Consider the following 12,061-nt stretch of genomic DNA (forward strand, 5'->3'; position numbering starts at 1 on the left):
TGCACTGCAATTGACCCGTAACTGACAGGCCTTATTAATCACCGTTGTTAAGCCTATTGCACCAGTCATTATTTAATAGTGCGCATATAGGCAACCGCGAAGTTAATGAATAAAAATTTAAATTAATCGCCTGTTACAGGTTTACTTGCAGTAACTGTCTGACTACTATTGCGCCACTGTCTCCCTGTTACCCCTTTTCAACATAAGGTTATCCTCATGTCCTTGATCAACGAATACCGTGCAACAGAAGAAGCCATCAAAGAATTGCAAGCCCGCCTGAAGAACCTGTCCGAAGACGACAAACTTCAAACCGAGCTGGAATTTGAAGGCAAACTGCGCACGCTGATGGGCGAATACCAGAAATCGCTACGCGATATCATCGCGCTTCTGGACCCAGAATCCAAAGTTAGCAAAGCACCACGCGGTGTTGTTAAAACTACCGGCACCAAACGTGCCCGCAAGGTTAAACAATACAAAAACCCGCACAACGGCGAAGTGATTGAAACCAAAGGTGGCAACCACAAAACTCTGAAAGAGTGGAAAGCCAAGTGGGGCAGCGACGTGGTTGAAGGCTGGGCTACTTTGCTCGACTAAGTGACACCCGGCGCGCGCACGTTTTGCGCCGCTCATAAAAAACGCCAGCTTGCTGGCGTTTTTTATTATCTGTTTTTTAATCCACACTGTCGCCGTGGTTGTTCAACCCCATACGACGACTCAACTCCCGCGCATAATGCTGCCACTCCCCCAGCAGCTTTAGCTGGGCCGTCGTGGCGCTACGGGACACTTCGTCCGCTGCCTGCATGAAGTTATCCAGGGTCATGGGGGCTCCCATGGCCGGATCGGACAAACGCTGTTGGCAGAACGCTTGCCAACGTTCAAGTTCATGCGCACTCAAGGTATGAGGAAAGTTTCGGGCGCGGTAGCGAAATAATAATTCCGGTAAACGCTCATCATCAAAAGCCCATGTATCGTTGGCCAACTGCTCCGGATCACTGAGTCTGACTTGCTCACACAACCGACGGTCTCGATCACCGAGAAAACCGTCATACAGTTGCTGCTCCGGATCTTCGCTGGGCGTAAAGTCTTCGCGCGCATAAAGGATCGACAACTTATCCTTCCAAACTTCCTGCGCCTCGGTAAGGCGGTGGGCTCGCGCTTGATAGAGTGGCATATCCAATTGCAAGCGTTCTTGATCCTGTGCACGCACTACATTCAAGGGCGCGACCACCGGACAACGATTAATTTGAATCAGCTTTAGCGGAACCGGCAATTGTCCTTCGGGCAAATCTTCGCGACGGGTGTACAGCAGTGTGCGCAAAGTTTCTGCATCCATGTCCAATAATGGCTGAGGATCGAAGTGCAGATCGCACACAATCAGCGCATTACGATTCTTTGGATGCCAGGCCAGCGGCAATACCACGCCCACATAATGTCTGGCCGCAGAAAAGCGCCCCGAAATATGCACCATCGGTTGCAACAGACGAACTTGATCACGCACGCGCTGCTTACTGCGCAACTGGAATAACCAGTCATATAACTTGGGTTGTTTGTCACGGATCAGCCGGGCCAGTGCGATGGTTGCCCGCACATCGGACAACGCATCATGGGCCTGACCATGATCAATCCCGTTGGCTGCCGTCAAACGCTCCAGCTTGAGCGTCACCCGCCCATCTTCTTGCGGCCAGACGATCCCTTCCGGGCGAAGGGCATAGGCTGTTCGCACGACATCAATCAAGTCCCAGCGGCTGTTGCCGCCCTGCCATTCACGGGCATAAGGATCGAAGAAGTTTCTATACAGGCTGTAGCGCGTGACCTCGTCATCAAAACGCAACGAGTTGTACCCCGCGCCACATGTGCCGGGTAACGCCAGCTGGGCATGAGTACGGGTGATGAACTCGGCTTCGCCCAAGCCTTTATCTTCAAGGCGACTGGGGGTAATACCCGTGATCAGACAGGCCATCGGATGAGGAAGGATATCGTCGCTGGGCTGGCAGTAGAGATTGATCGGCTGATCAATCTCGTTGAGCTCCAGGTCGGTGCGGATACCGGCCACTTGCACGGCTCGATCGCAGCGCGGGTTGATGCCGGTCGTTTCGTAGTCGTACCAAAAAATAGAGGTCACGGGGTGTTCCTGAGCAGTAGACCTCAACAGTCTAGGCGCTCAAGCCCGGGCAAGACCAGCCCTAGGCAGAAGCCTGCAAGGGTTGAAAACTGAAGTAACGCTGCAAGGCGGTGATCAATGCTGCATATTCGGCGGGCGGCTGGTACAGGATAAAGCCGGAGTCATAATAATGAGGGGTTACATCCTCATGACACCACATGCAACGCGCCGTCAGGTCAATAAATTGCGGGCATCCATCGGTATCAGGCAGCTTGAGCCGAAACTCGAAGTTGGCGTCCACCAGCATCGGCAGCTGACTGATCAACATCAGGCCGCCATCGGATACATTGCCCAAATAACCAATGGGCTTGTCGGTGAACCGATTGAACACGTTCAAGTAAAACGTCAGTTGATGCCGCTGGATAAGCCGTTCGATAACCATGATCAATATCACTGTAAAAGGCCATTCAGCATGGCCGCGCTAGCGCTTCGAATTACTCTGCTTGCACACTTGATCTTAAAGCCCCGCCAACAGCTGCCCCCCTGCGTTCCACCTGAGGCATGGCACAAAAACGCACCTCCAAGCACCACACCTTTTTGGATGTGCCAACAAACAGAACAAACTCAAACGAATTAAATAGTAGTCAAGCGACTACAAATGACCAATTTAAATTCCGACCATCATGGAATGACTGCTGGCAGCGCCTGGCCTGTTGCCCCGGGGCCGGGGATGAACTTGAGTATGCGCAGGGTCTCAATCCGCGCCTTGGCCCGATAGGCATATTCGCTCTTGGGAAACTCATTGATGATGTACTGATAGGTCTGGGCTGCATCCAGGTAAAACTTCGTACGTTCGAGGCACAGCCCACGAAGCATAGCTGTTTGTGGCCAGATGTAGGGCCGACTGCGACTGTCGCGGTCAACCTCGGACAACTCGAGCATCACCGCTTCGCAGTTGCCACGGTCATAAGCCCGGTAGGCATTGTTCAAATGGTGATTCATCGACCAACGGGTACAGCCGGCCACACTGGCGACCAACAGTAAAACGAGCACAATTCGCATGGGGATCTCCTGTTCACAACAGTGTATCGACCCCACAGCCAAATTCTTCAGACAACAGACCCGATGCACCACAACTTAAGCAGAAAGTAGTGCAGAGGAACAATGACTACAGCTAAAGACCATAGTAGCCTTTGGCAGCGCTTGAACTCAGGAGTCTTTGCATGTCTGTTCGTCGAACCAAAATTGTTGCCACACTTGGCCCTGCCAGCAATTCACCAGAAATGCTGGAGCAGCTGATCCTCGCGGGCCTGGACGTTGCCCGTCTGAACTTCTCCCACGGCACTCCCGACGAGCACAAGGCTCGCGCCAAGCTGGTCCGTGAGATCGCTGCCAAGCATGGTCGCTTCGTAGCCCTGCTGGGTGACCTGCAAGGCCCGAAAATCCGTATCGCCAAATTCGCCAACAAAAAGATCGAGCTGAAGATCGGTGATCAATTCACCTTCTCCACCAGCCATCCGTTGACCGAAGGCAACCAGCAAGTGGTCGGCATCGACTACCCGGACCTGGTCAAAGACTGCGGCGTTGGCGATGAGCTGCTGCTCGACGACGGCCGTGTCGTCATGCGTGTAGACACCGCCACCGACGACGCTCTGCACTGCACCGTGCTGATCGGCGGCCCGCTGTCCGACCATAAAGGCATCAACCGTCGCGGCGGCGGTCTGACCGCTCCGGCCCTGACTGAAAAAGACAAGGCCGACATCAAGCTGGCTGCCGAAATGGAAGTCGACTACCTGGCCGTTTCGTTCCCGCGCGACGCTGCGGACATGGAGTACGCCCGTCAACTGCGTGACGAAGCCGGCGGTACTGCCTGGCTGGTGGCCAAGATTGAACGCGCTGAAGCCGTAGCTGACGACGAAACCCTCGACGGCCTGATCAAGGCCAGCGACGCGGTAATGGTTGCCCGTGGCGACCTGGGCGTTGAAATCGGCGATGCCGAGCTGGTGGGCATTCAGAAGAAAATCATTCTGCACGCACGTCGCCACAACAAAGCGGTGATCGTAGCTACCCAGATGATGGAGTCGATGATCCAGAACCCGATGCCAACTCGTGCCGAAGTGTCCGACGTTGCCAACGCCGTTCTCGACTACACCGATGCCGTGATGCTCTCGGCTGAAAGTGCTGCTGGCGCCTACCCACTGGAAGCCGTGCAAGCCATGGCGCGTATTTGCGTCGGCGCTGAAAAGCACCCGACCAGCAAAACCTCCAGCCACCGCATCGGTAAAACCTTCGAAAGCTGCGATCAGAGCATCGCGCTGGCGGCCATGTACACCGCCAACCACTTCCCGGGTGTCAAAGCGATCATCGCCCTGACCGAGAGCGGGTATACGCCGTTGATCATGTCGCGCATCCGTTCTTCGGTGCCGATTTACGCGTTCTCCCCGCACCGTGAAACCCAGGCCCGCGCCGCGATGTTCCGTGGCGTGTACACCGTACCGTTCGACCCGGCTTCGCTGCCGCCAGAACAGGTCAGCCAGGCTGCCATCGACGAACTGCTCAAGCTGGGCGCGGTTCAAAATGGCGATTGGGTCATCCTGACCAAGGGCGACAGCTACCACACTATCGGTGGCACCAACGGCATGAAGATTCTGCATGTCGGCGACAAAATGGTTTAAGCCCTACAAGGCTCTAGCCCAAAGCCCCGCCTGAGTGATCAGGCGGGGCTTTTTTATGACCGCATACACCTAACTGCGAGTCAAAAAGGCATCCGCCAGCAGTTGATTGCGCGGTAATCCGGCCAGAAACAGACGCTTGGCAAACGCGTCAACACTGTCGGGATGCCCGCAGACCAGCGCGTGGGTCTGGCGCGAAACAATGCGCATCTCAAGCAAGTACTCCGGCAACTGATGACGCTCCAGGTGCTCGACCACAAGGTTGGGCCAAGTGCCCACCAAGGCGGACAATATGTCCTTGAGGTAATACTCGCTTTCATCGCGCGCCACATGCACCAGCAAAATCGGCCCTTGATGGTCCTGGCGCAACGCCTCGCGCAACACGCCATACAGCGGCCCCAAACCCGTGCCCGAGGCCAGCAGCCAGAGCGGCTGCTCCTGCCAGTCCGGGTCGTAACGCAGGGCGCCACCGCGCAACTCTCCCAGTCGTACACAATCGCCGATATTGAGTAGGCGGGCAGCACTGGCGAACTCACCGGGGTGAGCGCAATCGAGGTGAAACTCCAGAAAGCGGTCTTCTTCGGGCAGACTGGCCAGCGAGTAAGGACGAGCGATACCACTGGCGGTCCACAACACCACATGCTGGCCTGCGCGATAACGCAAAGGGCGCTGCGGCAAAAGACGCAGACGCAATACCGTCGGGCTTAGCCAGTCGAGCGCCGCCACCTCGGCAGGCAAGCCGTCGCGCACGGGATCAAACGCTTCAACCTCCAGATCTTCGACTACCTGGCACTGACACGCCAGGCGCCAGCCCTGCTCACGTTGCGCCCGGACCAACGCGTCGGGCTTGAGATCCACGGGTTCACCCCTCACGCAGCGCACCAGACACGCATGGCAACTGCCCGCCCGGCAGCTGTAGGGCACAGCCACACCGGCCTGATTCAAGGCGTCAAGCAGGTTGGTGCCATCGGCAACCGACCAATGCCGGTCGGCAACGTGTAATTCGGGCACTCAGGCCTCCGCAGGGTAATTCTGTGGGAGCGGGCTTGCTCGCGATTGCATCACCGCGGTGTACCAGGTTCACCGTGCAGCCTGCATCGCGAGCAAGCCCGCTCCCACATGGGGTATGGGTTGATTGATAGATCTTTATCGCAGCCTTCGCCAGCGGCTACAAGTTTTGCCCGTGCGGGTGTATCAAGGAGTGTACCGGGTTATACTGCCGCGCCGTTTTTGTACCGGTCATGCGTGCCCGGTATGCCTAGTAAAGATGTTTTCGACAGACCGATACACCAAGGTCGCAAACACCTTAATTGAATGTTCCCGTCTTATAGAGGAGCGCGACCCATGACCGTGATCAAGCAAGACGACCTGATTCAGAGCGTTGCTGACGCCCTGCAATTCATTTCCTACTACCACCCCGTGGACTTCATCCAGGCGATGCACGAGGCCTACCTGCGCGAAGAATCGCCAGCGGCCCGTGACTCGATGGCGCAAATCCTGATCAACTCGCGCATGTGTGCCACTGGCCACCGCCCGATTTGCCAGGACACCGGCATCGTCACCGTTTTCGTGCGCGTGGGCATGGATGTGCGCTGGACCGGCGCCACCATGGGCCTGGACGACATGATCAACGAAGGCGTGCGTCGCGCTTACAACCTGCCGGAAAACGTCCTGCGAGCTTCGATCCTGGCCGACCCGGCAGGCGCTCGTCGCAACACCAAGGACAACACCCCTGCGGTCATTCACTACTCCATCGTTCCGGGTAACACCGTGGAAGTGGATGTAGCGGCCAAGGGCGGCGGTTCCGAGAACAAGTCGAAAATGGCCATGCTCAACCCGTCCGACTCGATCGTTGACTGGGTGCTCAAGACGGTTCCAACCATGGGTGCGGGCTGGTGCCCTCCGGGCATGCTCGGCATCGGCATTGGCGGCACTGCTGAAAAAGCGGCAGTGATGGCCAAGGAAGTGTTGATGGAGTCCATCGACATTCACGACCTGATCAAGCGCGGCCCGTCCAACCGTATCGAAGAGATGCGCATCGAGCTGTTCGAGAAGGTCAACCAACTGGGCATCGGCGCCCAGGGCCTGGGCGGCCTGACCACCGTTCTTGACGTTAAAATCATGGACTACCCGACCCACGCAGCGTCCCTGCCGGTGTGCATGATCCCGAACTGCGCTGCCACCCGTCACGCCCACTTCGTACTGGACGGCTCAGGCCCTGCATCTCTCGAAGCGCCACCGCTGGACGCCTACCCGGAAATCGTTTGGGAAGCAGGCCCGTCGGCTCGCCGTGTCAACCTCGACACCCTGACCCCGGAAGATGTGCAGAGCTGGAAGCCGGGTGAAACCGTCCTGCTGAACGGCAAAATGCTGACCGGTCGTGACGCGGCGCACAAGCGCATGGTCGAAATGCTGAACAAGGGTGAAACCTTGCCGGTAGACCTCAAGGGTCGCTTCATCTACTACGTGGGCCCGGTTGATCCGGTGCGCGACGAAGTGGTTGGCCCTGCCGGCCCGACCACCGCCACGCGGATGGACAAGTTCACACGTCAGATCCTCGATCAAACCGGCCTGCTGGGCATGATCGGTAAATCCGAGCGCGGCCCGACCGCCATCGAAGCCATCAAGGAACACAAAGCCGTGTACCTGATGGCCGTCGGCGGTGCTGCGTACCTGGTAGCCCAGGCGATCAAGAAATCGCGCGTGGTGGCATTTGCCGAACTGGGTATGGAAGCGATCTACGAGTTCGACGTCAAAGACATGCCCGTCACCGTGGCAGTCGACAGCAACGGCGAGTCGGTCCACATCACCGGCCCGGCGATCTGGCAGAAAAAAATCAGCGACAGCCTGGCCGTTGAAGTGCAATAAGCGCTTTTAAAGCCAGACATAAAAACGGCCGGGTTAATAACCCGGCCGTTTTTTTATGCCCTCAAACCAGCCAGCTTAAAACGCGTTACGAAAGATTTCCTCAATCTGCCCCTGATCTGCCTTGCGCGGATTGGTCAAACCACACGCATCTTTCAAGGCATTGGTGGCCAGGATCGGGATGTCATCCAGCTTGGCCCCCAGATCACGCAGCCCCGCCGGAATCTCGACGTCCCTGGCCAGCGTACGAATCGCCGCGATTGCTGCCTGAGCCCCCTCCTCCGGGCTCAAGCCGCGGACATCGGCACCGAGTGCGTGAGCCACGTCAGTCAAACGAGCCGCACACACGCTGGCGTTGAAGGTTTGCACATGAGGCAGCAATACCGCGTTACACACACCATGGGGCAAGTCATAGAAACCGCCCAACTGGTGGGCCATCGCATGCACAAAACCCAAGGATGCGTTGTTAAAGGCCATACCCGCCATGAACTGCGCATAAGCCATATTTTCGCGCGCCGTCAGGTCCTTGCCGTCATTCACCGCCTGGCGCAGGTTCTGACTGATCAGCTCCATCGCCTTGATCGCGCACGCATCGGTAATCGGGTTGGCGGCGGTCGACACATAAGCCTCAATGGCATGGGTCAGTGCGTCCATACCAGTGGCTGCAGTCAGCCCTTTGGGCATTGCCACCATCAGTTCAGGGTCGTTGACCGACAGCAGCGGTGTGACGTTGCGGTCAACAATGGCCATTTTTACGTGACGTTCTTCGTCGGTGATGATGCAAAAACGCGTCATCTCACTGGCCGTACCGGCCGTGGTATTGATCGACACCAGTGGCATTTGCGGCTTGGCGGAGCGATCGACACCTTCGTAATCACGGATATGCCCGCCATTGGTGGCGCACAGCGCAATACCCTTGGCGCAGTCATGGGGCGAGCCGCCGCCCAGCGACACGATAAAGTCGCAGTGATGCTCCTTGAGCACCCGCAAACCCGCCTCTACGTTAGCAATACTGGGGTTAGGTTTGGCACCGTCAAAAATCACCGAATCAATGTCTTGCAGCGCGAGCTTTTCAGCGATCAACGTCGCAACCCCCGCCTTGGCCAGCCCCGCATCGGTCACAATCAATGCCTTTCGAAAACCATAATTGCGGATCGCAGTCATGGCCTCGTCCAGACAACCGTTACCCATAATGTTGACGGCGGGAATAAAGAAAGTGCTGGTCATGTCGAGTCCTCTTGGCGGGTCATTGGCTAAGTCGGTTTTCTACAGCTTCCCCCAATCACAATGCAGCAATGTTGATCTGGCTCAACACTTGAGCATGATAAAGTCCGCTACCGCCCACGCCTTGAGACGATATTTGCGATGACCCCCTTCCAGGAATTTGATGCCGAACTAGAAGACTGGAACACGTTACGCACCAGCACACCGTGCAGCGGGCTACTGATCGGTAATGGCGCGAGCATGGCCGTGTGGCATGACTTCTATTACGACTCGTTGTTTGAAAAAGCCAAGAGCGTCGCCGAAAAGCCGCTGAGCCAGACCGAACTCAGCGTGTTCGAAGCCCTTGGCACCCGCAATTTCGAACACGTACTGAGCGCCCTTAAAACCGCGAGCAAGGTCAACAAAGCCCTGGCAATCAACTCGGCCTCGCCGCGCAAACGCTATTACGCCATTAAGGAAGCGCTGATCAATTGCACTCAGGACATCCATATTCCCTGGCGCCTGATGCAGCCCGAGACCCTGGCGTGCTGGCACGAAGAACTGGCGCGCTACAGCACCGTGTATTGCTCCAATTACGATCTGCTGGCGCCATGGGCTGTCATGCAGGCGCCAAAACAGTTCAACGATTTGTTCAACACTCCAGGCGCAACCTTTGACTTGAGCGCCAGCGCGGCCAAGGGTAAAACCACCCGCATGCTCTACCTGCACGGCGCCTTGCACCTGGTCAGGAACCAGGAAGGCAAGGCTCGCAGAGTCACAGCCAACGAGCACACCTTGTTAAGCAACTTCGCCATTAACCATTCGATCAGCGCACTGGACGATGTACCGTTGTTTGTCAGCGAAACCAGCAGTGACGACAAACGAAAATCCATCCGCCAGTCCGACTACCTGTCTTTTTGCCATGAACAATTAATGGCTCATAAAGACGCGCTGTGCATCTTCGGCCACAGCTTGGGCGAGCAGGATCAGCACCTGATCGATGCCTTGCGTCAGGCACCGCTCAAAACCCTGTGCATCGCCATCTACCCGCGTAGTGAAGCGTTTATCCGCTTTCAGAAAAACCATTACACGGCGCTGTTTGCTGACAAGAAGCTTGCGTTGCGCTTCTTCAATTCAAAAACTCACCCGCTGGGCCTCAGCCGACACTCCGTGCCAGTAGAGGCTTGACCCAAACCGCACGCCTCAGAGTTTTTCTTTGATCACCGTCGTCGGGCCGTTGTGTTTGACACTGGCAATGCCTTTGTCTCGCGCGGCTTCGGCGGAGTACAACTCGCTGGTGCCAATGATCTGATGATTGGCGGCCTTAAGGTTGAAGTACGGCTTGCCATCCTTGGCTACTTTTTTCTCGTAGCGCTCATCCAGCGGACTATTGGCCTGGACCGAGGCGATACCGCCCTTGGCCGCCGGCAGCGTGGTGTACTGCTCACTGACCAATATCGTTTCGGCATTCGCCGCTTTTAATACAAAGCGAAACTGACCGCCGCTGGTCTTGCTCAATTCATACCAACCCGACATAGCCTTTCTCCTGAAAATTAGGGTACCTGCATTAATTCAGTAAAGACCCCGTGGGCTATTTATCCATTTATCAGCAGCAATGAGCGAAAGGCGAATATTCAACGAGACAAATAGCAATGGTTATCGATACCATTCGCAAACTATTTGCATCGCTGTGTTCTCAAGGATATTCATGTCTGGCCTTAAACCCGACCCACCTGCGGCCGATCACTTTCGCGAGTTCTACACGCAAATTTTGCACTTTCTGCGCAAGCGCACCGACAACACCAGCGATGCAGCGGACATGACCCAGGATGTTTTCACCCAATGGCTCGGCTATCAGGACCGGGCCAAAGTCGAACAACCTCGGGCGTTTTTATTCCAGATGGCGCGCAATTTGTTGCGCGATCACTGGCGTCGTCAGCAGGTACGACTTGCCGTGCACGGCGATCACGCCGCGAGTGACCCCGAACCATTAAGTGATGAAAGGGATGACCCGATGGCTGCAGCCCAGCGCCAGCAGCGCCTTGAGCAACTCAAACATGTCCTCGCAGAACTCTCGCCCAGACGCCGCGAAGCTCTTATGCTGCACCGTTTTGAAGGCTTGAGTCAGACACAGATTGCCGAACGCATGGGGATCTCCGTCAGCATGGTTGAAAAACACATTGCCCTAGCTTTGCTGCACTGCAAGCAACATCTACAACGGGACAGCGGCAAGGAGCAGCCAGAATGAGCCCTTTTCATGAAGCCGGGCACAGCAGCATCGATGAACAGGCGGCCAACTGGTTTTCGCGCAACCGTAACGGGCGCGACCCGTCCAGCCGTGAGCAATTCAATATCTGGTTCGCAAACCCGGCCCATGCTCGGGCTTATAGCGAGTTCGAGTCTTTGTGGGCTGACCTGGGCGAGCTTGAGCAGATCAACCGCCCCGTCGCGCTCCCCGTGCGCCGACGGCGCTTCAACCCTGTACTGGCCACCGCTGCCGCCGTGCTGTGCGCCGTATTTGCGTTGAACCTGGGTGCTCCCGTGGCACTGCACCAGCAACACGTCAGCACGTTGGCCCAAAGCGGGCGCACGCTGTTACTGCCCGACGGCAGCACCTTGAGTGTCAATGCCAACACAAGGGTTCGCCTGGAATTCAGCGCACAGCAGCGCGATATTTATCTGGATCAGGGCCAACTCTACATAGACGTAACGGCCAATAAAGAACAGCCATTGGTGGTGCATGCAGGCGATGCACGCATCCGCGTAGTCGGCACCGGGTTTGATGTGAGGCGCAGCCCACGCCAATTGGTGGTCAGTGTCGCTCACGGCCAGGTCGCGTTTACCCCCGACGCCCACTCTTCAATCCTGCTGGGCGCGCAACAACGTGCCACTTACGACTACGTCAGGCGCTCGTTACAGGAGCAAACCCTGGGATCTGGTGAAGTGGCGGACTGGCGCAGCGGGCACCTGTCATTTCGCAATCGCGAACTGGCCAGCCTGGTGGATGAACTTGACCTGTACCGCCCCGGCGTCATCCAGCTTGCCGATGGCCCCCTCGCTCGCTACAAGGTCTCGGGTAATCTGAACATCAGCGATCCACTGGCACTGGTCAAGGCCCTTCCCGCGTTGATCCCGGTAAAAAACGTGCTGCTGGACAACGGAACAATCCGCATCGAACCCCGCTAAAAAAACATATGCGAATATTTTACATTCGCATATG

The 12,061-nt window shown here is 56.7% G+C and carries 12 protein-coding genes; 6 read left to right on the forward strand and 6 right to left on the reverse strand.

Annotated elements, in window-relative coordinates:
* Positions 1 to 216 precede the first annotated feature (216 nt).
* Positions 217 to 594 carry a histone-like nucleoid-structuring protein MvaT gene (gene mvaT / locus RGV06_RS08045; protein ID WP_016782206.1) on the forward strand — a complete coding sequence of 126 codons (378 nt, stop codon included), beginning with the start codon at positions 217 to 219 and terminating at the stop codon, positions 592 to 594.
* 76 nt (positions 595 to 670) lie between these two features.
* Here mvaT and sbcB read toward each other — a convergent pair whose 3' ends face one another.
* From sbcB to RGV06_RS08060, 3 genes are all read right to left on the reverse strand, one after another.
* The gene (sbcB, locus tag RGV06_RS08050; protein ID WP_322149778.1) at positions 671 to 2,122 is read right to left on the reverse strand and encodes an exodeoxyribonuclease I; all 1,452 of its coding nucleotides are present in this window, start codon (positions 2,120 to 2,122) and stop codon (positions 671 to 673) included.
* Between the two features lie 61 nt (positions 2,123 to 2,183).
* The gene (locus RGV06_RS08055; RefSeq protein ID WP_019823297.1) at positions 2,184 to 2,543 is read right to left on the reverse strand and encodes a PilZ domain-containing protein; all 360 of its coding nucleotides are present in this window, start codon (positions 2,541 to 2,543) and stop codon (positions 2,184 to 2,186) included.
* 239 nt (positions 2,544 to 2,782) lie between these two features.
* Positions 2,783 to 3,163, reverse strand: a complete 381-nt coding sequence (locus RGV06_RS08060) for a tetratricopeptide repeat protein (RefSeq protein WP_019823300.1) — start codon at positions 3,161 to 3,163, stop codon at positions 2,783 to 2,785.
* Positions 3,164 to 3,324: 161 nt separating this feature from the next.
* On the opposite strand from RGV06_RS08060, the gene pyk reads away from it, so the two are divergent.
* Complete coding sequence (gene pyk, locus RGV06_RS08065; RefSeq protein WP_019823302.1) at positions 3,325 to 4,776, forward strand: pyruvate kinase; 1,452 nt, start codon at positions 3,325 to 3,327, stop codon at positions 4,774 to 4,776.
* A gap of 69 nt (positions 4,777 to 4,845) precedes the next feature.
* Here the strand turns inward: pyk and RGV06_RS08070 are convergent, their stop codons facing one another.
* Positions 4,846 to 5,784, reverse strand: a complete 939-nt coding sequence (locus tag RGV06_RS08070) for an iron-sulfur-binding ferredoxin reductase (RefSeq protein ID WP_322149780.1) — start codon at positions 5,782 to 5,784, stop codon at positions 4,846 to 4,848.
* 333 nt (positions 5,785 to 6,117) lie between these two features.
* On the opposite strand from RGV06_RS08070, the gene RGV06_RS08075 reads away from it, so the two are divergent.
* Entirely contained in the window at positions 6,118 to 7,641 is a 1,524-nt protein-coding gene (locus tag RGV06_RS08075) for a fumarate hydratase (protein WP_019823305.1), read from the forward strand.
* 75 nt (positions 7,642 to 7,716) lie between these two features.
* On the opposite strand, the gene yiaY is transcribed toward RGV06_RS08075, so the two are convergent.
* Positions 7,717 to 8,865, reverse strand: coding sequence for an L-threonine dehydrogenase (yiaY, locus tag RGV06_RS08080; RefSeq protein WP_019823307.1), 1,149 nt, complete (start codon positions 8,863 to 8,865; stop codon positions 7,717 to 7,719).
* 138 nt (positions 8,866 to 9,003) lie between these two features.
* Here yiaY and RGV06_RS08085 point away from each other — a divergent pair, with 138 nt between their 5' ends.
* The gene (locus RGV06_RS08085) at positions 9,004 to 10,029 is read left to right on the forward strand and encodes a DUF4917 family protein (protein ID WP_322149781.1); all 1,026 of its coding nucleotides are present in this window, start codon (positions 9,004 to 9,006) and stop codon (positions 10,027 to 10,029) included.
* 15 nt (positions 10,030 to 10,044) lie between these two features.
* On the opposite strand, the gene RGV06_RS08090 is transcribed toward RGV06_RS08085, so the two are convergent.
* Complete coding sequence (locus RGV06_RS08090) at positions 10,045 to 10,377, reverse strand: YegP family protein (protein WP_019823310.1); 333 nt, start codon at positions 10,375 to 10,377, stop codon at positions 10,045 to 10,047.
* Positions 10,378 to 10,549: 172 nt separating this feature from the next.
* On the opposite strand from RGV06_RS08090, the gene RGV06_RS08095 reads away from it, so the two are divergent.
* Together RGV06_RS08095 and RGV06_RS08100 are read left to right on the forward strand one after the other, a co-directional pair.
* Positions 10,550 to 11,089 carry an RNA polymerase sigma factor gene (locus RGV06_RS08095; protein WP_198821042.1) on the forward strand — a complete coding sequence of 180 codons (540 nt, stop codon included), beginning with the start codon at positions 10,550 to 10,552 and terminating at the stop codon, positions 11,087 to 11,089.
* On the forward strand, positions 11,086 to 12,027 hold the full coding sequence (locus tag RGV06_RS08100) for a FecR family protein (RefSeq protein ID WP_048351737.1): 942 nt from the start codon (positions 11,086 to 11,088) through the stop codon (positions 12,025 to 12,027). Before RGV06_RS08095 ends, RGV06_RS08100 begins: the two co-directional genes overlap by 4 nt.
* Positions 12,028 to 12,061: the final 34 nt, after the last annotated feature.

The organism is Pseudomonas sp. CCI3.1, from assembly GCF_034313985.1.
Classification (GTDB): Bacteria; Pseudomonadota; Gammaproteobacteria; order Pseudomonadales; family Pseudomonadaceae; genus Aquipseudomonas; species Aquipseudomonas psychrophila.

Excerpts from the sequence above, each read along its gene's own strand:
- RGV06_RS08060 (WP_019823300.1), bottom strand. The coding sequence starts at position 3,163 with ATGCGAATTGTGCTCGTTTTACTGTTGGTCGCCAGTGTGGCCGGCTGT.
- pyk (WP_019823302.1), top strand. The coding sequence starts at position 3,325 with ATGTCTGTTCGTCGAACCAAAATTGTTGCCACACTTGGCCCTGCCAGC.
- RGV06_RS08075 (WP_019823305.1), top strand. The coding sequence starts at position 6,118 with ATGACCGTGATCAAGCAAGACGACCTGATTCAGAGCGTTGCTGACGCC.
- yiaY (WP_019823307.1), bottom strand. The coding sequence starts at position 8,865 with ATGACCAGCACTTTCTTTATTCCCGCCGTCAACATTATGGGTAACGGT.
- RGV06_RS08085 (WP_322149781.1), top strand. The coding sequence starts at position 9,004 with ATGACCCCCTTCCAGGAATTTGATGCCGAACTAGAAGACTGGAACACG.
- mvaT (WP_016782206.1), top strand. The coding sequence starts at position 217 with ATGTCCTTGATCAACGAATACCGTGCAACAGAAGAAGCCATCAAAGAA.
- RGV06_RS08095 (WP_198821042.1), top strand. The coding sequence starts at position 10,550 with ATGTCTGGCCTTAAACCCGACCCACCTGCGGCCGATCACTTTCGCGAG.
- RGV06_RS08090 (WP_019823310.1), bottom strand. The coding sequence starts at position 10,377 with ATGTCGGGTTGGTATGAATTGAGCAAGACCAGCGGCGGTCAGTTTCGC.
- RGV06_RS08100 (WP_048351737.1), top strand. The coding sequence starts at position 11,086 with ATGAGCCCTTTTCATGAAGCCGGGCACAGCAGCATCGATGAACAGGCG.
- RGV06_RS08055 (WP_019823297.1), bottom strand. The coding sequence starts at position 2,543 with ATGGTTATCGAACGGCTTATCCAGCGGCATCAACTGACGTTTTACTTG.